We start from the raw sequence: 22757 nt of genomic DNA on the forward strand, positions 1-22757 counted from the left end.
TTGATGTTAAAGATGCATAATACTCCGGCAGGAAGAGTGTTTGATGTATTCAATACGATTGTTCTTGGTTTGATTGGAATTGTAACAGTCCTGCCATTCCTTTATATCGTGGCAGGCTCCTTTGCCACAGAAGCTGAATTGACCAGAAGAAGTTTCTTTATCTTCCCGGAAACCTTCTCGCTTGAAGCCTATAAATATATCTTTTCAACGGATACCTTTATTCGCAGCTTGATGGTGTCGATCGGTGTTACTAGTGTTGGAACGCTCATTTGTTTATTCTGTACGTTTTCAATGGCGTACCCATTATCACGCAAACATTTAATGGGCCGCAATTTCTTTATCAATCTCGTTGTTTTCTCCATGCTATTCAGCGGAGGGATGATTCCAACGTACCTGGTAGTCAAGAGTCTTGGATTACTGGATTCCTACTGGTCGTTAATTTTGCCGCTTGCCATCAATCCATTTAACTTAATCATTGTAAAAACCTTTTTCCAGAACATACCGATTGAGTTAGAAGAGGCAGCCAAAATGGATGGGGCTACGGAGTTCGGCATATTCTGGAGAATCATGCTGCCGCTGTCCAAACCTGTACTTGCTACTTTTGCCTTGTTCTATGCTGTAGCAATCTGGAACGATTTTTTCAGCGCACTTTTATATATCAGTGACGGTACAAAGTGGCCGGTCCAGGTATTGCTTCAGCAAATCATCATCCTTTCTCAAAGCATGACCAATGATGCTGCGTCGATGGGAGCCAATTTTGTGGAGCCGCCAGACCAGTCATTGAAGCTCGCAGTTGTTGTCATTGCCACGCTTCCAATCCTCATTATCTACCCTTTCCTTCAAAAGCATTTTGCGAAAGGGATGATGCTTGGCTCGGTTAAGGGCTAAGATTGTCACGAAAAAATGATGGTGATAAAGCCATCATTTTTTGCGTTGAGAAAAGGTTAAGAATCCAAATTTTTTAAATTTGGGTAAGAAAGCCATAGGGAAGTAGACTAGTAAAATAATCATTCCGCTTTCTGTATTAAGAGATGGACTACAGACAGGTTTTATAAATGGAGGGCAGACATGAAAAAGGGAAAACGAATTTACCTGGCGGGAGATTCAACAGTACAGACCTACGAAACTAAAGATATCCCTCAGGCGGGCTGGGGGCAGTATATCGCAAAGTATTTCGGGCAAGAAGTGGAATTCGTTAATCACGCCATTGGCGGGAGGAGTTCGAAAACCTTTGTGACCGAGGGGCGTTTGGATGCGGTCCTTAACATGCTGCAGGGACTGGACTATCTTTTAATCCAAATGGGCCATAATGATGCTGCAGCAGACAAGCCTGAGCGGTGGACCGATGCATTCACCACCTATAAGGAATACTTGAAGAAGTATATAAATGGAGCAAGGAACCGAGGGGCTGTTCCAGTCTTGATTACCCCCGTCGCAACCTTGCATTTCAAAAACGGGACTTTTGTTAATGACTTCCCGGATTATTGCCAGGCAATGACCCAAGTGGCTAAAGAAGAGAGGGTAGAGCTTATTGATTTGATGAACAGCTCCCTGAGATTCTATTCATCGCTAGGTTACGAGAAAGCAGCCCAGCTGTTCATGGGTTCCATTAATGGTACCGATTGGACTCATTTTACAGAATCAGGAGCCAATCAGATAGCAAGACTTGTGGCTCTGGGAGTAAAAGAGCTGGAAAGCGGTATTTCCAGTTATGTGAAGGCGGAACGTTCTGTAATCGACTATTAATTTCTGGTGTGGGACTTATACAAATAAATCACTGTTTTTTTAACCTGGAACACTAATTTTTACATTGGAAAATTGAAACAGGGTTATACAATTAGTATGAAAACACTTACATGTCGGATATTTTAAAGCAATCTACTAATCTGCAAAGTTGGGAGAACTTATGGTGAATCAAAAACTATATCATGGTGCCGCTTATTATCCTGAACTCTGGGATGAAAAAACGATTGAAGAAGATATTAAATTAATGAAAGAGGCGGGAATCAATGTGGCCAGGATCGGAGAGTTTGCCTGGTCTCAAATGGAGCCTGCAGAAGGGGACATCAACCTTACCTTTTTTGAGGAAATGATTAACAAACTATATGAAAACGGGATTGATACAGTCATGTGCACTCCAACTCCCACCCCGCCAATCTGGCTGTCCCACGGGCATCCGGAACGAATGTATGTTGAGAGTGACGGAACTGTAATGGGGCATGGTTCGAGGCAGCATGTCTGCACTAATAACAGGTACTTCCGGGAAAGGGCAGCCATCATCACGGAGCAGATTGCACAAGCTCTTGGCAATCTGCCAGGACTGATTGGCTGGCAGATTGATAATGAATTCAAATGCCATGTGGCGGAATGCATGTGTGAGACATGCAAGGAGCTATGGCATGAATGGCTCCAGCAGCGGTACGGAACGATTGAACAGCTGAATGAAGCATGGGGCACACAGATCTGGAGTGAATATTACCATAGCTTTGAACAAGTTCCGCAGCCAGGACCTGCTCCGTTCTTGCATAACTCATCATTAAAGACTATGTACCAAATCTTTTCCACAGAAAAAATTGCGGAATTTGCAGATGAACAGGCAGGGATTATCAGGAAGCATTCAGCAGCGCCCATTACTCATAACAGCACTGTCTTCTTTTCTGTAGACAATGAACGTCTTTTTAAGAATCTAGATTTCGCTTCCTTTGACACCTACGCGACATCAGACTCCTATCAAAATTATTTGTTCAACTGTGATCTTTGGAGGAATCTGAAAAAAGGGCAAAGTTTTTGGATTATGGAAACAAGTACATCCTACAGTGCCTCACTAGAGAGCTATGCGACTCCGCATCCCAATGGTTATTTAGCAGCAGAAGCAGTGGCTTCTTATGCGCTGGGGGGGCAGGCGTTCTGCTATTGGCTCTGGCGCCAGCAAAAAGCGGGATGTGAACAGCCTCATGGATCCGTCATCAGTGCCTGGGGCAAACCAACTGTCGGCTACCAGAATGTACTGGAAGTTGAAAAGGCCAGAAAGGAAATCGAGGGAATTATAACAGACTCCATACCATTACAGGCGGAAGCTGCCATTACATATTCCGACCGTGCAAAAATTTTCCTGAAAACAGAGCCTCATAAAAATTTGAATTATAGAGACCTGATAACAGACTTTTATAAACAAGTTCTCAACTCGGGCATCCACCGTGATCTCCTGCCGGAAGGAGGAAATCTGGACGGATATAAGCTCTTGTTTACTCCTTTTGTGCATTATCTTTCACAGGATTATTTACAGAAAGCCAAGGAGTTTGTTGATCAGGGGGGAGTCTGGATTGTCGGACCAATAACTGGAGGCAGGACAGAGCACCATACCATCCATACAGATGCAGCATTGGGGATGGAGCTGGAAGATTATGCAGGAGTGGAGACTCTTTATACCTTCCCTATAGAAAATACGGGATCCGTTGGAGAGGCTTTTAACTGTTCTGCTCCTCTCGGGTTATGGAGCTCGGTATTTGAACCCAAAAATGCCGTTTCGGTCGGAACAATTTCTGGAGGATTGACACCAGGAAAATCATTCTTGACAGAACATGAGCAAGGGAAAGGAAAAATTGTCATGCTGGGCTCTCTTCCAATGGGGAAAGAAGGAGAAAAACTTCTTCAGGAGCTCATCCTAAAATATGCAAGTGATGCAGGCATAAACCGCAGGACCGATGTATCAGAAGGCACCATTGTTGCACCAAGGGAAAAGGATGGGCGCGAGATCTGGGTAATGGTCAATATGGATGGACAGGGAGGAAGAGTCTCCCTTCCGCAGAAAGCTGTTGACATTCTCACCAAGGAAGAGGTGCCCCAGGGAGAATTAAAGCTTGAAAGGTATGAATACCGAATCATTCAATTCTAAAGCGCCGGGAAGAGGCAAAATAGTAGGAGTGCCCAGCAAACGGAATCTTGACTGACTAACAATTCCAGATAAAACAAAAAGCCAGCCAAAAGCTGGTTTTTTGCCTTTTTATGCAAGCTCCCCGAGGATTTGCCGGCGGCACGTTTGAAGAGCGCCGATCATTTCCTGAAGGAAGTCTTCGGTCACCCTGTATTGAGGGACACTGACTGAGATTGCTCCATAATTTTTATTGTTGGTGCTCAGTGTTGTGCCAACACAAAAAACACCGTCTTCGTTTTCACTGTTATCGAATGCATACCCAAGTGCCCTGATTCTGGTGATTTCCCGCAGGAAATTCTCTTTAGATGTAATCGTATTGGCCGTTCTCTGTGTTAAGGGGGTATCCCTCAGGTATTTTTCAATCTCTTCATCTGAATGCTCCGCGATTATCGCCTTGCCCATGGCAGAGCAATACAATGGGACATGTTTTCCCAGCTGGGAATACAAGCATATTGGATTTTTGCTCTCTATTTTTGAAACATAGACTATGCTTGAGTCATCCAGGATTCCCAAATGTACGGTTTCAGTAGTTTTTTGCTGAAGATCAACCAGATAAGGATGGGCAATCTGTTTAATATCCAGCTGATTGATCGATTTGTTAGCATATTTTATCAGTTTAGTCCCCAAACTGAATTTTTTCGTTTCGGGGTCCTTATGGACATATCCAATCAAAAGGAGTGTATCCAGTATTTTCAAAGCAGTGGAGTTGGTCAGCTCGGTTTCTTTTGCAATTATGTTTAATGGCTGCGGTTTTTCGCAGCTTGAGAGGAAACCTAATATCCGATCCGCTTTTATCAAAACCGTTCCGTAGGGCTGTTTGCTTGTGTTCATAAAAGCTCCTTTCAAAGCCGATAGGCAAATCCTTTCTCCTATTATATTCTCTAATCGAACAGTTTCCAAATAGTATTTCGAATTTCTTATTAAGAAATAAGCGGAGGAGTTTCTCCTTTTACTTTCCAAAACAATCTTGCTTAAATCCAACAGAAAACAACTTTTTTCAAAGGAATTATCAGAAAAAAATATGTTTTTTTAACATAAACCTCTGTTATTTTAATTGTTCCTGAGGGGCGGCTTATTTACAATTAATATATAAATGTTGAAAGCGTTAACAGAAGTACAGGGCGATAAAAGTTCAATTTGGAGGGATAACGGTTGACACAGGCGAATGTAATCGAAAAGAAAGAAATTATTCAATACATTAATTTACTAATGAACAATTTAACCGAAATCAAAGATAATACCGGTGAATTTTTGCTTAATTTTGACGGTTTGATTGTAGACGATAAAAGCTGGCATGTTTGGAACTGGCCTCAAGGTGTCGGGCTTTATGGAATCTATAAATATTGGAAACTAACAAATGACCAAAAAGCTTTAGATATTATCAATCAATGGTTCGAAGCCAGATTTGAGGAAGGTGTGCCGCCGAAAAACGTAAACACAATGGCCCCTTTTTTAACATTGGCCTTTTTATATGAAGATACGAGAAATCAAACCTTCCTGCCATACCTGGAGGATTGGGCTGAATGGGTGATGTACGATATGCCCCGTACATCAGAAGATGGTCTGCAGCATATGACATATGGACCGGAAAATAAGAATCAGCTCTGGGATGATACCCTGATGATGACAGTTTTGCCATTGGCAAAGATCGGCAAGCTCTTGAACAGGCCGGAATACTTGGAGGAAGCAAAGAAACAGTTCTTAATCCACATCAAGTACCTAACCGACAGAAAAACCGGATTATGGTTCCATGGATGGACGTTTGAGGAAAATCACAATTATGCCGAAGCGCTGTGGGGAAGAGGGAATTGCTGGATAACGATTGCTATTCCGGAGATTATCGAAATATTGGAACTGAAGAAAGGCGACTTTCTTCGTGAATTCCTCATCGATACACTGAACAGGCAAATAGAGACCCTTGCTAAATATCAGGATGTCAGCGGGCTGTGGCATACGCTCATAAATGACAAGACATCTTACCTGGAAGCCTCCGCCTCAGCAGGATTTGCCTACGGAATTCTGAAATCTGTGCATAAGCGATATATCAGCCAGGAGTATAAGGATGTCGCCTATAAAGCCATCAGGGGAATCATCAGAGAAATTAATGATGATGGGGCCTTGCAAAAAGTCTCGGTAGGAACAGGGATGGGGGATACGCTCGATTTTTATAAGGAGATCAAGATTACGACAATGCCATATGGACAATCGCTTGCTGTCCTTGCTCTGTCAGAGTTTCTGCACTCCTATATCTAATTTATACAAGTCCTGATTATTGAGATGAGATTGGCAGGCTTTTGTTCACGGAAGCCTGCCAATCTTCAAATGAATGGCCAGAATTTTATGGAGGACAAAAGAATGAAAAAAACATTCGCACTTATTATTGTAAGTCTTATGGCTCTGATCGTGATTACTGGATTCAATACAAAACAAAACGATCAAACTGTTCTTCGGTTTGCCTATTCCAGCAACAGTCAGCCTGTTAAAGACTCCATGGCCGAGTTTGGAAGGCTGCTGGAGGAGAAAACAAATGGTGAAGTGAAGGTTGAGTATTTCCCGGACTCCCAATTGGGCGGGGAAAGAGAGCTCATTGAACTGACCCAGACTGGAGCAGTTGATCTCACAAAAGTGAGCGGTTCTGCTTTGGAGAGTTTTTCTGACCAGTATTCCATCTTTGGTCTGCCTTACCTATTTGATGATGAAGCTCACTTTTATAGAGTAATGGACAGTGATATTGTCAAGCCCATCTACGAATCCACTGAGGAACTGGGGTTTATTGGATTAACCTATTACGATTCAGGGCAGAGAAGTTTTTATATGAATGACGGGCCAGTGACAAAGCCGAGTGATTTGAAAGGAAAAAAGATCAGGGTCATGCAAAGTCAAACAGCAATAAAAATGGTTCAGCTATTGGGTGGTTCTCCTACACCAATGGGAAGCAGTGAAGTATACACTTCTCTGCAGCAAGGAATACTCGACGGTGCCGAGAACAATGAATTCGCCCTGACAGAGGCAGGTCATGGAGAAGTGTCAAAATACTATTCCTATGATGAACATACAAGAGTTCCGGATATTGTTCTCATAAATAAGGAAACCATTGATAGCTTGCCTAAAGAACATAGGAAAGCGGTCTATGAAGCGGCTAAAGAATCCACAGAATATGAGAAAATGGTTTGGAAGAAAGCCGTTGAGGAAGCGAAGGCAAAATCAGAGCAGGACTTTGGCATTACTTTCAATGAAGTGGACAAAAAGCCATTCCAGGAAGCGGTTGCACCTCTGCACGAGGAATTTAAAAACAAGGATGGCCTGAAGAATATTTATGAAGAAATTCAAAAGAAGAGACAAGGATCGGAGGGAAATCAATGAGCAATGCAAAAAAATATTGTGATAAATTGATTGAGTTTATCACATGTACTTTATTCCTGTTGATGGTAGCGGTTGCATGCTGGCAGGTACTCAGCCGTTATATCCTTCAAAGTCCAAGTGCTGTCACTGAGGAATTTCTTCGATTCAGTTTAATTTGGCTTTCCATGCTCGGTGCTGCCTATGTGGTTGGCAAAAACGCTCATCTTGCCATTACGTTCATGCGGGACCGTTTGCCTGAAGATTCAAGGATTAAGCTGGATATTGTCATCCAATCAATTTTCCTGCTGTTTGCGGCGGTGATAATGGTGTTTGGTGGAGGAAAAGCCGTATCACTGACTATGTCCCAGGTATCGCCATCGTTGCAAATACCAATGGGCTATATCTATCTATCCTTGCCAGTGTCAGGTTTGTTCATCCTGTTCTACAGCTCTGTAAATATCAAACAATTGCTTGACGCAAAGAAAAGAACGTCAGGAGATCTTCAGAAAAAAGCAGCTTGATGAGTTAGACCCGAAATAATACAAAGCAGGTGAACTTTATGGTTATACAATCAAGTCTAATATTGTTTGGGGTATTTGCAGTGTTGATGGCGATAGGGATTCCAATTGCAATCAGTATTGCAGCAGCGTCCCTTACAACCACGCTATTGCTTTTGCCCTTTGATGTATCGGTTTTTACATCAGCCCAAAAGATGGTTACCAGTCTTGATAGTTTTTCATTAATCGCTGTTCCGTTTTTCGTTCTATCCGGCATTATCATGAACAATGGGGGAATTGCGATTAAACTGGTTAATCTCGCCAGGCTGTTGGGCGGCCGGATTCCAGGCTCCCTTTCACATACCAATATCATGGGAAATATGCTGTTTGGCTCCATTTCAGGATCGGCGATTGCGGCTTCGACCGCTATCGGAGGAGTTATGGTTCCTTTGCAGGAAAAAGAGGGCTATGGAAAGACCTTTTCGGCAGCCGTCAATATCGCTTCCGCTCCGACCGGCATGCTGATACCGCCTAGTTCTGCCTTTATCATTTATTCATTAATAAGCGGCGGGACGTCGATTGCGGCCTTATTCATGGGCGGGTATGTCGTTGGAATTCTATGGGGTCTAGCCACTATGGCAGTCGCTTTTATCATAGCGAAAAAAAGGAACTATCCTGTTGCTCCAAGAGTGACAGCTAAAGAAGCGGGGAAAATCATTGTTGAAGCCATTCCGAGCATTCTGCTGATTGTCATCGTAATCGGCGGCATTTTGACTGGTATCTTTACAGCCATTGAGGCCTCGGCTGTTTGTGTAATTTACTCTCTGTTTTTGGCGTTGATTTACTATAAGTCAATCACACTGAAGGATATGCCAAATATTTTAATCCAGGCGATGCAAATGACAGGCGTCATTATGTTTTTGATTGCTGCATCCTCCGGAATGTCTTTTGTCATGGCTTTTACAGGCCTGCCTGATGCAATCAGCAATGCTGTTTTAGGAGTTTCCGACAATAAGTTTGTTATTCTCCTGATTATAACGGTCATTCTATTGTTTATTGGAACATTTATGGACATAGCTCCAGCCATTTTAATCTTTACCCCAATCTTCCTGCCGATTGCACAAAATCTGGGAATTGATCCTGTACATTTCGGACTGTTCTTTGTCTTTAATTTATGTATCGGGACCATTACGCCTCCTGTTGGGACAGGGTTATTTGTCGGGGCGAGTGTCGGTGGTGTAAAAGTGGAACAGGTCATTAAACCATTGATTCCCTTTTATATCGCAATCATTGCGATCTTGCTGCTGATTACATTTGTTCCGCAGGTTAGTCTGTTCCTGCCAAATATGTTTGGTTTATAATTCGTTTGAGATGGCTGTAGATATGAATTTACAGCCATTTTCTAAAAATACTAGCACAATTTGATCTAGTTCATTGTTCTACAGGGAAAAAGGGGTGTAGGAATTGCTGGCATTTGAACGACGGGAAAGGATTCTTAATATCCTTCAGCAAGAGCGGAAAGTATATGTGTCCCACCTGAGCAAACAATTTAAAGTTACAGAGGAAACCATTCGCAGGGATTTAGAGAAACTGGAAAGAGATACGCTTGTAACCCGGACTTATGGGGGGGCTATTTTGAACGGCCCTGCAGCTGAAGATCTATCCTATCAAATGAGACAAACAAGGAATTTGGAAGAAAAAAAATTTATCGCATCAAAGCTCTTGCCATTAATCAACGATGGGGATACATTGATGGCGGACCCGAGTTCAACGGTATTCGAATGTTTGCGAAGCATCATACCGAATAGAAGGAAATTGACAGTAATCACGAACTCCAGTACCGTCCTTCAGGAATTCTCAAGCTCATATTGCAACATCATCTCTACTGGAGGAACGTTAAGGCCGGAATCAAATTCACTTGTGGGTTCAATCGCGAATGATACAGTAAAAAAGTATATCGTGGATGTAGCAATCTTCAGCTGCAAAGGACTTTCGCCGGGATTAGGGATTATGGATTCAAACGAACCAGAAAGTGAATTGAAAAAAGTCATGCGGAAGCAAGCGAATAAAATAGTCCTTGTGGTCGATCATTCGAAGTTTGACAGAGCCTCTTTCGTGAAGCTATTTGATTTTATTGATATAGACTATATTGTGACAGACCGAAAGCCTGCTGATCCTTGGCTGAAATTATTTGCACAAAATGAGGTTGAGGTTATCTGTTAGTTATTATTTTGGAAGCGTTTGCGGAGTGTTGTAATTCATAGGAGAGGGAGAGTATGACAATGATTAGAAAAGCATCTATTATGTTTGTCAATAAGGACAGTTACGAGGAATACCAAAAGAGGCACGATGATATTTGGCCAGAAATGTTAAAAGAATTAAAAGCACATGGGGCGCACAATTACTCCATTTTTCTTGATAAGGAATCTGGAAGGCTCTTTGCCTATTTGGAGATTGAAAGCGAGGAAAAGTGGAAGCAGATGGGGGAAACAGAAATCTGCAAAAAATGGTGGGCGTATATGAAACCTTTAATGGATACAAATCCTGATAATAGTCCAGTCAGTATTGAACTCTCGGAAGTATTCTACATGGCATAAAATAAAGACCTTTAACTATCAACCGCTATACAAGGTTGGTAAATGCATAATTTGGGAGCGTTTTTATTTTTCACAAATCATTATTTTTGAATTTGTTGTAATATTGATTTTCGTTTTATATAATAGACTTGTAGTTTCCAAATGAAAAATTAAGTTTCCAAATAGGAAAAGTGATTAGGTTTTGCAATAGAAGGAGGGTACTATGAACAAGCTTCAGGTATTAACTAAAATAGCGGATTGTGGAGTTGTCGCAGTCGTAAGAGCAGATTCAAAAGAAGAAGCCATACATATTTCCGAAGCATGTGTAAAAGGCGGAATCCTTGGGATTGAGGTTACGTTTACCATAAGTGATGCAGAGGATGTCATAAAGGAATTAGCCGCCCACTATGCCGGCAATCCCGAGGTTGTCCTCGGAGCCGGGACGGTACTTGACGCAGCCACTGCAAGAATCGCCATTTTGGCAGGTGCCCAGTTCATTGTCAGTCCAAGCTTTGATGAACAAACTGCAAGACTATGCAATTTGTATCAGATCCCATACATGCCAGGCTGCATGACAATTACAGAAATGAAAAATGCACTGGAACACGGTGTCGACATCATAAAATTATTCCCGGGCAATGCATTTGGGCCGGACTTTGTAAAGTCGGTAAAAGCCCCGCTTCCTCAAGTAAACATTATGCCAACCGGAGGAGTAAGCCTCGAAAACGTCGATCAATGGATTAAAAATGGATGTGTGGCTGTGGGGGTTGGCGGAAATTTAGTTGCTCCAGCCAAAACCGGGGATTACGAAAAAATTACAGAATATGCGAGCCAGTATATTAAAAAAGTAAAAGAAGCGAGAGAGGGCCTATAAATGAAAAAGGTTGTCACTCTGGGCGAAATTATGCTTCGCTTCTCGACACTTGAAGGAGAACGCCTTAGCGAGACAGGGCATTTAACCGCCAATTATGGTGGAGCGGAAGCGAATGTTGCCGTGTCATTATCGCATTTTGGCCATGAAGCGTATTTCGTCAGCAAGGTGCCGGACAATCCTTTGGGTAGGGCAGTTGAGCGGCATCTGAAATCAAATGGTGTCCAGACAGATTATTTGCTAAAAGGCGGAAACCGGCTTGGAACTTATTATCTGGAAGCCGGGGTTGGCGAAAGAAGTGCCCAGGTAACGTATGACCGTGCTTATTCAAGCTTTTCGCAGCTTTCTCCAGAAGAGATTGACCTCGATGAAGTACTGGATGGGGCTGAACTATTGCACATCTCAGGCATCACACTGGCTTTATCGCCTGCCTTAAGGGAGCTTGCACTATTGGCTTTCAAAAAGGCAAAGGAAAAGGGAATCACAACCAGCTTTGATTTTAATTACCGTGCAAAACTTTGGACACAGCAGGAAGCTTCCGAAGCGATTAAGCCATTGCTTCCATACGCGGACATTTGTTCTTGCGGGGAACTGGATGCTGTTTACCTGCTGGGCCTGGATAAAGAAGATGAGGCGCTGCCGAGGGAAGACAGGCTGAAATCCTATTACAAAAAAATAAATGAAATGTATCCTGATATCCAATATATATTCTCCACTTTCCGTACTGTATTATCGGCTACCAGCAATAAGCTTCAGGGAAACCTGTTTACTGATGGAGAGCTGTATCAATCAAAAGTTCACCATATAGAGCCAATTGTGGACCGTGTCGGGGGAGGAGATGCCTTTGCAGCAGGAATCTTAACAGGGATTCTAGACGGGCTTTCAGCTGCACGGACTATCTCTTTCGCTACTGCCGCTTCAGCATTGAAGCATACCATTCATGGTGACTGCAATGCCTTTTCAAAAGAAGAGGTACTGCAATTTGCAACAAATGAACCTGGTAAAATTGTTCGCTAAAGAGTCGTGGACTCTTTCAGCATATAAAATTCTTAATGAAAAAGGAGAAATGACTAATGGAAACACGTTATGCGATCCATCCCGAAGATATGAAAAAATACACAACAGATGATTTAAGAAGAGAATTTTTAGTCGAAACCCTTTTCGAAGCTGGTCAGGTTCATTTGACCTATACCCATAATGACCGGATGATTTTTGGTGGTGTGACTCCAGCCGAAGAGGAATTGACCATCACGCTCGATAAACAATTAGGAGTCGATTACTTTTTAGAACGGCGTGAACTGGGCATCATCAATATTGGCGGAGACGGGACTGTTATCCTTGACGGAACCGAGTATGATATGAAGGCCCGTGATGGATTATACGTCAGCAAAGGAACGAAGGAAGTTTTATTCCGTTCAAAGGATGCAGGCAACCCAGCTAAGTTTTATATTAACTCTACTCCTGCACACCATGTCTACCCAACAGTGAAAATTGATATTAATGAGATTAAACCTCTGGAAATGGGTGAGCCGGGAACTCTGAACGAGCGTAAAATCTATCAATATATCCATCCGAATGTGTGTGAAAGCTGCCAGCTTCAGATGGGCCTGACCATGCTGTCCCCGGGAAGTGTCTGGAACACAATGCCATGCCATACACATGAACGCAGGATGGAAGTTTATCTGTACTTTGACATGGAACCTGAAACCAGAGTTTTCCACTTTATGGGGAAACCGGACGAGACAAGGCATCTGGTAATGAAAAACGAACAGGCTGCAATTTCTCCTAGCTGGTCCATCCATACTGGTACAGCGACAAGCAACTATACTTTTATCTGGGGAATGTGCGGAGAAAACATTACTTACACAGACATGGACCATGTAAAAATGGAAGAATTGCGATAAACACAATAAATATAAATCATGCTTTGCTTAGGAGGAAATGAAAGTGACTAACGACTTACAGGCTTTTTCACTGGATTATTTTAGTCTTGCCGGAAAGGTCGCAATTGTGACTGGCGGAAATACAGGTCTTGGGCAAGGTTATGCTGTAGCGCTTGCTAAAGCAGGGGCCGATTTATTCATCGTTGCCCACAATGAGGATTGGGAAGAAACAAGGGGTTTAATAGAGGGAACTGGCAGCAGAGTCGAGTTTTTTCAGGCAGACCTGACTGATAAGAATGCAATAAAAGAAGTTGTAGCAGCTTGTTTAAAGGCATATGGCAAAATAGATATTCTCGTCAATAATGCTGGTACCATCCGCCGTGCTCCTTTGCTGGAGTACAAGCAGGAGGACTGGGATGCTGTAATGGATATCAATCTTAATGCCGTTTACCTACTGAGCCAGGAAGTGGCAAAGGTAATGGTTGAACAAAAAAGCGGCAAGATTATTAATGTTGCTTCCATGCTATCATTCCAGGGAGGAAAATTTGTTCCGCCTTATACAGCAAGCAAGCATGCCGTGGCAGGTCTTACAAAAGCATTTGCAAATGAACTGGCAGAGCATGACATCCAAATCAATGCGATTGCTCCGGGATATATTGCTACAGCTAACACCGCTCCTATCCGTGCGGATGAAAAACGAAATGCAGAAATCCTGTCACGGATTCCTGCAGGGCGCTGGGCTGACCCTTCGGACCTTCAAGGTGTGGTTGTCTTTTTAGCCAGCAAGGCATCTGATTATATGAATGGCCATGTTTTGGCTATTGACGGCGGCTGGTTGGCGCGATAAGGGAGAATAAGGCCTAAAATATAAAGCCGTACCATAAAAACATGGTGCGGCTTTATGATTATAAAATATATTAAGACAGGTGATGAAAATGAATATAGGAATCAGAGCGCATGACATTGAAAATCGCCCCCTGGAGGAGCTGATTGAAGAGATTTCCAGCAAAGGGCTCACTTCAGTCCAATTGGCACTAGCCAAATCCCTTGACTACGTGAATACAGGGCTGGGAAGTCTTTCCCCCGGATTCGCCCATCAGGTTGGACAAGCGTTTCGAAAAAAAGAGGTACAAATCGCTGTTTTAGGCTGTTATTTTAATATGATTCATCCAGACCAGACGGAAAGAAAAAAAGGTATCGAACGTTTTAAGGAACATATCCGTTTTGCCAGAGATTTTGGCTGCAGTATTGTTGCAACCGAAACAGGGAATGTAAATGCCGAAATTTCGTATACTGTTGAGAACTTTAATGAAAAGCCCTTCATGGAAGTAGTGGAGAGTGTTAAGGAACTTGTATTAGAAGCAGAAAAGTTTGGCGTAATCGTCGGGGTAGAAGCGGGAGTCAATCACCCTATTTATTCACCGAAGACAATGAAAAGGCTGCTGGATGAAGTAAATTCCAATAATCTTCAAGTTATTTTGGATCCAGTAAACCTATTAACGGCTGAAACCTATCAACAGCAGGAAGAGATTGTTCAGGAAGCATTTGACCTCTTTGGGGATAGGATCGTCATTCTCCATGCTAAGGATTTTGTCATCGAGAATGGAACTTTAAAATTCGCACCAGTGGGCCAGGGACTGCTGAATTATGATTTCGTCCTGAAATTAATTAAAGCGAAAAAGCCAATGATTAATATATTGATGGAGGATACGAGGGAACCATTTATCGATGGAAGCATTGACTTTTTAAAGGAGAAGTACCAGCAAGCTTAATTATTCGCCGCTTTATTAAGGTATAGTAATGGATTAAATAGAAAATCTGCCATAGCAAAAGCCCTTCTATCAGAAGGGCTTTTGACTCACACTGCTCGAGGAAACTTCGACCAGGGCTAGAGAACACGGTCAGGAGAGAGTCTTCTTTTTTTTATTAATCTTTCCCGCTTTTTTACTCTCCAAATATCCGCAATCAAGGCTAATCCACAAACAATAGCAATGGTTTTGGCTCCTCCTGTTACTAGGTCAATAGCCATGACAACAACCCCCTCAGTGAAGAAAACAATCACTAAGTCAATGAGTAAATAAGTCAGGTAGCCAAGTAAGACAAGCTCCAATAAAGCCAATGCTCTCATATTTAGCCTCCTTGTTATGTAGATTTTTCATTTAACGCTTACCCCGTATGATAGAATTCAAACTTTATAAAACTGATAGAATCGGTTTACTGATAGGAAGACAGGCCATCTATAATGACCTGCCGTTTTCCTAAAACCTTTTTGTATAGAAGTTTTCAGTATAATAGGGCTGGGATTTTGAGTTGAAGGCGACCCCGACGCCCAGCAGCTTAAAATTTTCTTTTAGTATGTTCTCTCGATGGCCTTTTGAATTCATTAATCCTTCATGTGCAAAAACACTGCTGGTTTGGCCGTAAGCAAGATTCTCTCCCGCAACGGAGAAAGAAATGCCATCCTCTGCCATTCTGTCAAAGGGAGATTGTCCCTCCAGATTTGTATGATTAAAGTAATTGTTTTCTGCCATATCCAGGCTGTGACTGCGTGCTGTTTCCCTGACTGCTTCATCCCAGGCAAGGGATTGCAGCCCGTGCTGGACTCTGGCCGCATTCGTTAAATCAAACAACTGATACTCGAAGCCTGAAATTAGTGCGTTGCTTGCTTCTGTATAAAACTGCTGTCTCTCATTCTCAAGAGTGGTGCTGACCACTTGAATGGCTGTAACACTATTGTTTTTATGTTTATCATAAAAAATAGTGGTATAGCTGCCATCTAGTAAAAATATATCATAATCCCGTTCTTTTGGAAGCTGATAATAAACTAAACCTTTTTGGATTTTTTCCAGCGGCTCACCCATTTTGTCTAGAACATTCTCTTTTGGTGTGCCATAAGCTATGCCGTTCTTTGCTTTAATCAGATCCTGGTTGGAGTAAATTCCCGCAACTTTATTGTCCTGGTTGAAGGCAACCATCAGAAAGTTATGATAATGGTCATGATAGGTGTGCCATTCTGTCCCATACTCGTTATGGGTAGATCGTTTGGCGGAACCTAATTGTTCCTCTACCTCTGTTTTTGTCTCTCCAAGTTCAATATTGGCAATTGAAAAAGATTGATCAGTCGGTGTCTTTAGGTCAGGCTTTTCTATCTTGATGGGCTGTTCGGGCTGCAGATCCTTTGGGACCGACTCAAGTGTCTGGGTAAACAAGTTTTTTAGCCGGGAAATTTCTTCAGTCAAACCAAGAAATTCTGGATGCTCTTTTAAGGATTCCATTTCCGATTTCATTTTGTTAAGTACGGGCTGGTCTTCTAACCCGAGTTTATGTTCAATCACAGGCCATGCAGTATATAAAAGAAAACCGGCAATTAAAAGTAAAATAAACCTCACTTTCGTCCCCGCCCTCTATAAAATTCTTATTTCCATCATACCCTTACACGGTTCACTGCAAAACAAAGAAATTGAACTTGCATAGCCGAAATGAAAAGAACAGGCAATTTTTTAATAGCCTGTTCTAACGTCAATTCTAACTGCAGCTAACGATACTGGAGATGAGTTCATACGACCTTACTCGTGCTTTATGGTCAAAGATTTGGGCATTTATCATGATTTCATCAGCTTGAGTTTCGTTCAGGAAAGCATGAAGCTTCTCCTCCACCTTTTTTGTGTCTCCTATAATAGATGAATTTAGCTGATTCTGAAGGATTGCTTTTTCGTAATCGCTCCATAGGTCATCCATGTTTTCAACCGGGGGCTGCAAAGGAACAGGTTTATTCCGCACCAGGTTCAAAAATTGCTGCTGCATGGAAGTTGCCAGCCTTTGTGCTTCGAGGCTGCTGTCAGCAGCTATGACATTTATTCCTACCATCACATAGGGCTCAGAAAGAACTTCGGATGGACTGAAATTCTCACGATAAATCGAGAGAGCAGGCAGCGTGTTTTCAGGTGAGAAGTGACTTGCAAAAGCAAAAGGCAGGCCTAGCTGGCCGGCAAGCTTTGCGCTGAAACCGCTTGAACCCAGAAGCCAGATTGGAATGTCCAGACCTTCTCCAGGTATGGCCCTGACATGTTTCCTGCCATCCTCCAACGCAGGGGAGAAATAAGACCTAAGCTCTTTTAACTGTTCAGGAAAATCCTGGCCGTCACTTCTGCTTTCCCTTCGCAATGCATAGGCTGTCAATTGGTCAGTACCGGGAGCCCGCCCCAACCCTAAATCAATCCGGCCGGGGAAAAGAGATTCAAGCGTGCCGAATTGTTCTGCTATGACCAGCGGCGAATGGTTAGGAAGCATGATTCCCCCGGATCCGACTCTTATAGTTGAAGTTCCCGCGGCAACATGCCCAATGACGATAGAAGTGGCGGAACTAGCGATGCCAGGCATGTTATGGTGTTCGGCAAGCCAGTAGCGGTGGTACCCTAATTTTTCCGCATTTTGTGCCAAATCCAATGTATTTCTGTATGAATCGGATGCTGTCCCGCCTTTTATGATAGGGGACAGATCGAGAACTGATAATTTAATGTCCTTTAGATGTTTTTCTATTCGATTGCCTTTATTGTTGTCTGACATTTTATCCACCTTTTTATAGTGTTATTGATGAGACTTGGGAAGTATACCTAAGATATTCTAACAGTGATTCTCAAATGGACAAAATAAATTGATTCCGGTAAAAAACTCTTGTAGGCTGATTCTTTCATTACAATATAAAGGGCTGATTAAGATGTTTTGTTTGGGATCAACTGTTTGAGAACCTCTAACTTTTCGGCGCAAACTGTTTCTCATCAACTAGCCGATTGATTTTTTATTTGCAGCCATGCCTGCATATGTGATGAAATTCACAAAATGTTCATCATTGCACACTAGGAAAAAAGGATTACTAATGTATATTAATACTATGGTTATGTTGTTATATCAACAAGGAGGACTACGCATGAAGAAATTTCGATTACTTTTTCCCATATTGATCTTAATAGGACTTATTATGACGCCTTTTATAACGGAAGCTCATGTGAAATGGTTCACAGAGGTGGCTCCAAAAAAAGAGGCTATTGAAAATATTCTATCTCCATTATTTATGTCACTGGCTCTGGCTGCAGCAATTGTTTTGGGGGTCCTGACTCTTATCATTCCCAAAACGGCTGACTGGAAATTTATCCGGGAATGGGATAGTAAGCTATCTGGATTAAGAAAATACTCCAGATTTATTCTTAAATATGGAACGGCAGCTGCAATACTTATTCAAGTAACAAATGGTACGCTGTTCGCACCTGAACTTCACATTCAACATGATGCTGCAGTTATATTAGCATGGATAACAATTGGATTATTATTGGTTCCACATCACATTGCCACCAAAGCAGGTGCACTTACTTTACTTGGATTATTCATTTATATAACAACCCAGCATGGAGTGTTCTATATGCTGGATTACGGCTTTTACGTAGCAATCATTGGAGTTCTGCTCGCGGGGAACACCAGGTTTGAAAATATGGGCTTTCCATTTTTATATTTAGGAACTGGCCTATCCCTTTGCTGGGTAGCGGTAGAAAAATGGGTATTTCCTAGTATGTCCTTGGACATCGTAGTAAATCATCATGTGCCAACATTTGGATTCGCTCCTGGGGCTTTTATTGTAATGGCTGCATTTATCGAATTTGTGGTGGGCTATTTACTAGTAGTGGGAATATTAAACAGGGTACTGGGGATGGTTGTCACCTTAATTTTTGTCTCAACCACTATGTTATTTGGTTTCACCGAGATTATTGGACATTTCATGGTTCATATCGTCCTTATTATTTTTATCATTGAAGGGGTATCTTTTTATAATCCTCCAATTAAAATGCACAAGACTAAAGTCGACCAATTTATCTTTGTATTTCTAAATTTTTTGTTCGTACTTGGAACTTTTATTTTGATTTACTACCGGTTTGCCTAATGGAGCAAATAAAAGAGCCTGAAGAATGGGATCAAACTTTCTTTTTCAGGCTCTGTACATTATGCTGTCGTTAGCTGTAGTTCCTCTTCAAAAAAGAATGTGCCGGGATGCTGTTTGACAACGTAAGAATATCTTTTCATGTTTTTAACGTATTCCCATTTCATAATAGTGACTAACTCTCCCGTAGCTTTAATTTGCACAGACTCACCATATTGAAATTGATTTTTGGATGATTTCAAAGTGGGCACTCCCTTTCATATTCACTCTTATCATAACACAACCTAATGATCATGTTATTAAAATTATAGAAGTGGCGATTTATGTACATGCGTTTCGACGATGAAAAGTGCCGAGTGAAGATAAAAAAACATTTTTGACAAAGGGAGCATAAAAACAGAAGATCTTGAAAAAATATAAATATCCCCGGCACAAAGTATTGGTGTAAGTCTAGCGTAGAGGCTTGAGTACTGAAGGTTTGATTAAGCTCGTCCAAACATCAAGATAAAATTAGGAACAATAATTTCATTCTGGTTGGACTTGCTTAATCTTTCAAATTCTGTTATTCTATAGAAGACTTATTTTTGTTCGGTATGTAAGGGAAGAACAAATATTGGTTTTCGCCTGATACGCTAAAGAGCAAGAATAGTAATAAAAATGTGTGCTTGGCACACTAGGAGGCAACAAAAATGGAAAATGGTAAAGTAAAATGGTTTAACGCAGAAAAAGGATTTGGATTTATCGAGCGCGAAGGCGGAGATGACGTATTTGTTCATTTCTCAGCTATTCAAGGCGAAGGCTTCAAGACTCTTGAAGAAGGCCAAGAAGTTACTTTTGACGTTGAGCAAGGAGCTCGTGGACCACAAGCTGCTAACGTTCGCAAAAACTAATTTCAATCATGAAATTACAAACAGACTCATTTTTAATGGGTCTGTTTTTTATTTATCCAGGAAAGTAAATGGTAAATTTAAGTATAGCATAATAAAAGGTGGAAAATTGTATTAGAACAAATGAAATAGGATTTTGCTCAAAGTGTTCGTTGGTAACTGACTTGCTATGGAACCAGCGGACCATTTGGGCATATAACAGGAATGTTGCTGCCTAAGTAGGTATAGATATCGTATATTAAAAAAACTGCGGAAATTGCTGCCGCAGATTCTGTACAAATAAAAAACCTTGCTGTAAAAGCAAGGTTTTAGGATGGAGAATAGGGGGCTCGAACCCCTGACCTCTTGCATGCCATGCAAGCGCTCTCCCAGCTGAGCTAATCCCCCGTAATTTCATTGGGTACAAGAAAAATTATAGCCGCTAAAGGAGAGAGTTGCAAGTGTTATTTTGAAAAAATATAAAAAAATTATAGTCCTTCTATTTTTACCCTTTTTATTTCTTTGATAGCAGAAACTGTTTCGTAAACATCGGTTGTTTCTCTTCGGTTGTTTACTGCCACCACAAGTTGAACATGCTGGTCTCCTTCTTCAAGATCTTTGATTCTTATCTTGTTTATAGAAATTTTCTCTCCTTTAATCTTTGACAGTACCTCCGCTATTCCTTTCTTATTCTTAACGTGGAATTCCAGCAGTAGTTCTTTTTCTCTCAGCTGTCTTGGTCCAATTAAACTCATAAAATAAGGCATCACCTCAACGCTGAAGATCAGCAGAGCAACTCCGGCTATCGCTTCCATGTAGAACCCAGCGCCTACTGCTATGCCGATGCCTGCCGCTCCCCAAATCATCGCTGCAGTAGTTAATCCTGAAATGGTGTCATTTCCTCTTCGCAAAATAACTCCTGCCCCCAGAAATCCGATCCCTGATACAATCTGCGCGGCTAAACGGAGCGGGTCCATTGTGATGTTTACATCTTTGTCTCCCGGAAACATATAGGCGGATTCGCTTGAGACAATAGTTAAAAGGCAGCTGACAATGCTGATGACCAGACTTGTTTTCAAGCCGACGGGCTTACGTTTAAGCTCCCGTTCAAGGCCGATGATCAGACCGAGGAAAGCAGACAAACCTAAACGAATTAATATTTCAGAGTCAATAGTGTGTATAATCATTATATTCCCACCCTGCAAGAAGACGTAAGTAGCATAAAAAATAATAAATATTAAAAATTTCCGACTTTCTTTATAAAATAGTATACACTTTCTATTAGTAGAAAATGGACTAGGAGAAGAAAATATGGAAAAACCCAACATCAACCCCGCTCTAGTACTGGCAATAGGAGTGGCAGCAGTGTCTACTTCTGCGATTTTGGTGAAAGTATCGACAGCCCCCGCTGAAGTGATTGCTTTTTACCGCCTGCTTTTTTCTGTACTAATCATGCTTCCGTTTTTTATTCTAAAATATGTTTCAGAGCTAAAACATATTACGAAACAAGACTGGTCATTATCAATTGTTTCAGGAATCTTTTTGGCTTTTCACTTTATCCTCTGGTTTGAGTCTTTAAACCTCACATCAGTGGCGAGCTCGACTGTACTAGTTACATTACAGCCGTTATTTGCTTTTCTGGGGACCTATTTATTTTTTAAAGAGCGCTTCTCAGTAAAAGCCTTATTTGCCGGCGGGGTTGCCATAACAGGTAGCGTAATTATCAGCTGGGGTGATTTCAGAATCAGCGGGTCGGCATTTATGGGGGATATACTAGCCCTGGTTGCCTGCGCCCTTATTACCATTTATTTGATGTTTGGCCAATCGGTTCGAAAGCGTGTTTCGCTGGTTGCCTATACCTTCATTGTATATGCCGTCAGCACCGTAACTCTTTTCATTTATGTCCTTTTTTCAGGAGAAGCGTTACATCCGTATCCGCCCAGTGATTGGTTATATTTCCTGCTGCTCGCATTGATTCCAACTCTGCTTGGACACACTCTCTTGAATTGGTCTGTTAAATGGCTGAGTACTTCAACCATATCAGTTGCCATCCTTTTCGAGCCTGTAGGTGCCACCATACTGGCATATTATTTAATTGGAGAAAAGGTGTTATGGACCCAGGTTATTGGAGGGTTGATTGTCATGGCGGGAATTAGCGCCTTTTTACTTGATAAGCGGATGGCAGCAATAAGATTGCAAAAGGAGAATCCCCTTCAATGAAGGGGATTCTACATAAATGTATAAGTAAAGCCGGAAAATATAAATGCGCAAATTACCGAAAAAATAAATGTCCCCCCGTTTACTTTTCCTTCCGTGTTCACGAGCTTAATTCCTTCTATATATGAAAAGGCGAATAAGAATACAGCCATAATAAAAGAAAGGTATTGGGCAAAGAGTTCGATTTTTCATCCCTCCAAATTCACCGTGCTTGTCTAAGACAATTTATGTTCCGGGTTATTAGAATATACATATACCTTTTTGTCTTATGAATAGATTTAATACAGCAATAAGTTATATTGCAAACATGCTTGGTCCATGGTATATTAAAAATTCCTTTTAAAGAGGAAAGGGCATCAGAAAAGTTAGACATCAAAAAAAGAAGAATTTTATCGAATGGTGTTGACACTGTTTTGTCTGCATGTTATAGTAATAAAGTCGCCTCGGGGCGATGGGTATTAAAGAGTTGTTCTTTGAAAACTAAACAAACAAGCGTCAACAAACAATAAAACTTAGTGATTTCAAATCACTAGCCAACGTTTTTTCTAGTAAGGATCGTCGACTAAGAACGCCACATCCTGTGGCAACATCGACGTCAGCGCATCCTTGCGCAAGTGAGCTTAACTCATACTCTTTATTGGA

23 protein-coding genes and 1 tRNA gene are annotated in these 22757 nt (G+C 41.7%); 17 read left to right on the top strand and 7 right to left on the bottom strand.

Features of this window, described 5'->3' with window-relative positions:
• The first annotated feature begins 3 nt into the window (after positions 1 to 3).
• The 3 genes from EV146_RS21575 to EV146_RS21585 all read left to right on the top strand — a co-directional run bounded on the left by EV146_RS21575 (position 4) and on the right by EV146_RS21585 (position 3895).
• Positions 4 to 888 carry a carbohydrate ABC transporter permease gene (locus EV146_RS21575; protein WP_132010635.1) on the top strand — a complete coding sequence of 295 codons (885 nt, stop codon included), beginning with the start codon at positions 4 to 6 and terminating at the stop codon, positions 886 to 888.
• Between the two features lie 180 nt (positions 889 to 1068).
• A complete protein-coding gene (locus EV146_RS21580) occupies positions 1069 to 1746 on the top strand; it encodes a rhamnogalacturonan acetylesterase (RefSeq protein ID WP_132010637.1) in 678 nt (225 codons plus the stop codon).
• Between the two features lie 160 nt (positions 1747 to 1906).
• Complete coding sequence (locus EV146_RS21585) at positions 1907 to 3895, top strand: beta-galactosidase (RefSeq protein ID WP_158287163.1); 1989 nt, start codon at positions 1907 to 1909, stop codon at positions 3893 to 3895.
• 108 nt (positions 3896 to 4003) lie between these two features.
• On the opposite strand, the gene EV146_RS21590 is transcribed toward EV146_RS21585, so the two are convergent.
• Entirely contained in the window at positions 4004 to 4765 is a 762-nt protein-coding gene (locus tag EV146_RS21590) for an IclR family transcriptional regulator (protein ID WP_132010639.1), read from the bottom strand.
• Between the two features lie 378 nt (positions 4766 to 5143).
• On the opposite strand from EV146_RS21590, the gene bglB reads away from it, so the two are divergent.
• The 11 genes from bglB (at position 5144) to EV146_RS21645 (ending at position 14875) form a co-directional block, all read left to right on the top strand.
• Positions 5144 to 6187 (top strand): beta-galactosidase BglB, encoded by a 1044-nt coding sequence (gene bglB / locus EV146_RS21595; protein ID WP_121613915.1) that lies wholly within the window; start codon positions 5144 to 5146, stop codon positions 6185 to 6187.
• A 102-nt stretch (positions 6188 to 6289) separates the two neighbouring features.
• Complete coding sequence (locus tag EV146_RS21600) at positions 6290 to 7297, top strand: TRAP transporter substrate-binding protein (RefSeq protein ID WP_132010641.1); 1008 nt, start codon at positions 6290 to 6292, stop codon at positions 7295 to 7297.
• Complete coding sequence (locus tag EV146_RS21605; protein ID WP_132010643.1) at positions 7294 to 7797, top strand: TRAP transporter small permease; 504 nt, start codon at positions 7294 to 7296, stop codon at positions 7795 to 7797. Before EV146_RS21600 ends, EV146_RS21605 begins: the two co-directional genes overlap by 4 nt.
• Before the next feature lie 38 nt (positions 7798 to 7835).
• Positions 7836 to 9134: a TRAP transporter large permease gene (locus EV146_RS21610; RefSeq protein ID WP_121611318.1), complete on the top strand. Its 1299-nt coding sequence runs from the start codon at positions 7836 to 7838 to the stop codon at positions 9132 to 9134.
• 103 nt (positions 9135 to 9237) lie between these two features.
• Complete coding sequence (locus EV146_RS21615; protein WP_121611319.1) at positions 9238 to 9996, top strand: DeoR/GlpR family DNA-binding transcription regulator; 759 nt, start codon at positions 9238 to 9240, stop codon at positions 9994 to 9996.
• 59 nt (positions 9997 to 10055) lie between these two features.
• Complete coding sequence (gene rhaM, locus EV146_RS21620) at positions 10056 to 10370, top strand: L-rhamnose mutarotase (protein ID WP_132010688.1); 315 nt, start codon at positions 10056 to 10058, stop codon at positions 10368 to 10370.
• 202 nt (positions 10371 to 10572) lie between these two features.
• On the top strand, positions 10573 to 11223 hold the full coding sequence (locus EV146_RS21625) for a bifunctional 4-hydroxy-2-oxoglutarate aldolase/2-dehydro-3-deoxy-phosphogluconate aldolase (RefSeq protein WP_132010645.1): 651 nt from the start codon (positions 10573 to 10575) through the stop codon (positions 11221 to 11223).
• Positions 11224 to 12237: a sugar kinase gene (locus EV146_RS21630; RefSeq protein WP_132010647.1), complete on the top strand. Its 1014-nt coding sequence runs from the start codon at positions 11224 to 11226 to the stop codon at positions 12235 to 12237.
• Positions 12238 to 12293: 56 nt separating this feature from the next.
• Positions 12294 to 13124 carry a 5-dehydro-4-deoxy-D-glucuronate isomerase gene (gene kduI / locus EV146_RS21635; RefSeq protein ID WP_132010649.1) on the top strand — a complete coding sequence of 277 codons (831 nt, stop codon included), beginning with the start codon at positions 12294 to 12296 and terminating at the stop codon, positions 13122 to 13124.
• 37 nt (positions 13125 to 13161) lie between these two features.
• Complete coding sequence (kduD, locus tag EV146_RS21640; protein WP_132010651.1) at positions 13162 to 13950, top strand: 2-dehydro-3-deoxy-D-gluconate 5-dehydrogenase KduD; 789 nt, start codon at positions 13162 to 13164, stop codon at positions 13948 to 13950.
• An 82-nt stretch (positions 13951 to 14032) separates the two neighbouring features.
• Positions 14033 to 14875: a sugar phosphate isomerase/epimerase family protein gene (locus EV146_RS21645; protein WP_181215959.1), complete on the top strand. Its 843-nt coding sequence runs from the start codon at positions 14033 to 14035 to the stop codon at positions 14873 to 14875.
• A 116-nt stretch (positions 14876 to 14991) separates the two neighbouring features.
• On the opposite strand, the gene EV146_RS21650 is transcribed toward EV146_RS21645, so the two are convergent.
• The 3 genes from EV146_RS21650 to EV146_RS21660 all read right to left on the bottom strand — a co-directional run bounded on the left by EV146_RS21650 (position 14992) and on the right by EV146_RS21660 (position 17669).
• The gene (locus tag EV146_RS21650) at positions 14992 to 15231 is read right to left on the bottom strand and encodes a hypothetical protein (RefSeq protein ID WP_132010655.1); all 240 of its coding nucleotides are present in this window, start codon (positions 15229 to 15231) and stop codon (positions 14992 to 14994) included.
• Positions 15232 to 15361: 130 nt separating this feature from the next.
• Positions 15362 to 16492, bottom strand: a complete 1131-nt coding sequence (locus EV146_RS21655; RefSeq protein ID WP_181215960.1) for a CAP domain-containing protein — start codon at positions 16490 to 16492, stop codon at positions 15362 to 15364.
• Positions 16493 to 16628: 136 nt separating this feature from the next.
• On the bottom strand, positions 16629 to 17669 hold the full coding sequence (locus tag EV146_RS21660) for an LLM class flavin-dependent oxidoreductase (protein WP_132010657.1): 1041 nt from the start codon (positions 17667 to 17669) through the stop codon (positions 16629 to 16631).
• A 361-nt stretch (positions 17670 to 18030) separates the two neighbouring features.
• Here EV146_RS21660 and EV146_RS21665 point away from each other — a divergent pair, with 361 nt between their 5' ends.
• Positions 18031 to 19035, top strand: coding sequence for a hypothetical protein (locus tag EV146_RS21665; protein ID WP_132010659.1), 1005 nt, complete (start codon positions 18031 to 18033; stop codon positions 19033 to 19035).
• 59 nt (positions 19036 to 19094) lie between these two features.
• On the opposite strand, the gene EV146_RS21670 is transcribed toward EV146_RS21665, so the two are convergent.
• Positions 19095 to 19274 (bottom strand): hypothetical protein, encoded by a 180-nt coding sequence (locus tag EV146_RS21670; RefSeq protein ID WP_121611328.1) that lies wholly within the window; start codon positions 19272 to 19274, stop codon positions 19095 to 19097.
• Positions 19275 to 19721: 447 nt separating this feature from the next.
• Between EV146_RS21670 and EV146_RS21675 the strand changes: the two genes are divergently transcribed.
• Positions 19722 to 19922 carry a cold-shock protein gene (locus tag EV146_RS21675; protein WP_043932249.1) on the top strand — a complete coding sequence of 67 codons (201 nt, stop codon included), beginning with the start codon at positions 19722 to 19724 and terminating at the stop codon, positions 19920 to 19922.
• Between the two features lie 311 nt (positions 19923 to 20233).
• Here the strand turns inward: EV146_RS21675 and EV146_RS21680 are convergent.
• Both EV146_RS21680 and EV146_RS21685 read right to left on the bottom strand, forming a co-directional pair.
• Positions 20234 to 20306: transfer RNA gene (locus EV146_RS21680), tRNA-Ala, on the bottom strand.
• An 80-nt stretch (positions 20307 to 20386) separates the two neighbouring features.
• Positions 20387 to 21085, bottom strand: a complete 699-nt coding sequence (locus tag EV146_RS21685; RefSeq protein ID WP_162990213.1) for an MgtC/SapB family protein — start codon at positions 21083 to 21085, stop codon at positions 20387 to 20389.
• A 124-nt stretch (positions 21086 to 21209) separates the two neighbouring features.
• Here EV146_RS21685 and EV146_RS21690 point away from each other — a divergent pair, with 124 nt between their 5' ends.
• Complete coding sequence (locus EV146_RS21690; protein ID WP_132010661.1) at positions 21210 to 22118, top strand: DMT family transporter; 909 nt, start codon at positions 21210 to 21212, stop codon at positions 22116 to 22118.
• The last annotated feature ends 639 nt before the right edge of the window (positions 22119 to 22757 follow it).

The sequence above is a fragment of the Mesobacillus foraminis genome (assembly GCF_004340465.1).
GTDB classification, from domain to species: Bacteria; Bacillota; Bacilli; order Bacillales; family Cytobacillaceae; genus Mesobacillus_B; species Mesobacillus_B foraminis.

Excerpts from the sequence above, each read along its gene's own strand:
- EV146_RS21575 (WP_132010635.1), top strand. The coding sequence starts at position 4 with ATGTTAAAGATGCATAATACTCCGGCAGGAAGAGTGTTTGATGTATTC.
- EV146_RS21580 (WP_132010637.1), top strand. The coding sequence starts at position 1,069 with ATGAAAAAGGGAAAACGAATTTACCTGGCGGGAGATTCAACAGTACAG.
- EV146_RS21585 (WP_158287163.1), top strand. The coding sequence starts at position 1,907 with ATGGTGAATCAAAAACTATATCATGGTGCCGCTTATTATCCTGAACTC.
- EV146_RS21590 (WP_132010639.1), bottom strand. The coding sequence starts at position 4,765 with ATGAACACAAGCAAACAGCCCTACGGAACGGTTTTGATAAAAGCGGAT.
- bglB (WP_121613915.1), top strand. The coding sequence starts at position 5,144 with ATGAACAATTTAACCGAAATCAAAGATAATACCGGTGAATTTTTGCTT.
- EV146_RS21600 (WP_132010641.1), top strand. The coding sequence starts at position 6,290 with ATGAAAAAAACATTCGCACTTATTATTGTAAGTCTTATGGCTCTGATC.
- EV146_RS21605 (WP_132010643.1), top strand. The coding sequence starts at position 7,294 with ATGAGCAATGCAAAAAAATATTGTGATAAATTGATTGAGTTTATCACA.
- EV146_RS21610 (WP_121611318.1), top strand. The coding sequence starts at position 7,836 with ATGGTTATACAATCAAGTCTAATATTGTTTGGGGTATTTGCAGTGTTG.
- rhaM (WP_132010688.1), top strand. The coding sequence starts at position 10,056 with ATGATTAGAAAAGCATCTATTATGTTTGTCAATAAGGACAGTTACGAG.
- EV146_RS21625 (WP_132010645.1), top strand. The coding sequence starts at position 10,573 with ATGAACAAGCTTCAGGTATTAACTAAAATAGCGGATTGTGGAGTTGTC.
- EV146_RS21630 (WP_132010647.1), top strand. The coding sequence starts at position 11,224 with ATGAAAAAGGTTGTCACTCTGGGCGAAATTATGCTTCGCTTCTCGACA.
- kduI (WP_132010649.1), top strand. The coding sequence starts at position 12,294 with ATGGAAACACGTTATGCGATCCATCCCGAAGATATGAAAAAATACACA.
- kduD (WP_132010651.1), top strand. The coding sequence starts at position 13,162 with ATGAAAGTGACTAACGACTTACAGGCTTTTTCACTGGATTATTTTAGT.
- EV146_RS21645 (WP_181215959.1), top strand. The coding sequence starts at position 14,033 with ATGAAAATGAATATAGGAATCAGAGCGCATGACATTGAAAATCGCCCC.
- EV146_RS21650 (WP_132010655.1), bottom strand. The coding sequence starts at position 15,231 with ATGAGAGCATTGGCTTTATTGGAGCTTGTCTTACTTGGCTACCTGACT.
- EV146_RS21660 (WP_132010657.1), bottom strand. The coding sequence starts at position 17,669 with ATGTCAGACAACAATAAAGGCAATCGAATAGAAAAACATCTAAAGGAC.
- EV146_RS21665 (WP_132010659.1), top strand. The coding sequence starts at position 18,031 with ATGAAGAAATTTCGATTACTTTTTCCCATATTGATCTTAATAGGACTT.
- EV146_RS21675 (WP_043932249.1), top strand. The coding sequence starts at position 19,722 with ATGGAAAATGGTAAAGTAAAATGGTTTAACGCAGAAAAAGGATTTGGA.
- EV146_RS21685 (WP_162990213.1), bottom strand. The coding sequence starts at position 21,085 with ATGATTATACACACTATTGACTCTGAAATATTAATTCGTTTAGGTTTG.
- EV146_RS21690 (WP_132010661.1), top strand. The coding sequence starts at position 21,210 with ATGGAAAAACCCAACATCAACCCCGCTCTAGTACTGGCAATAGGAGTG.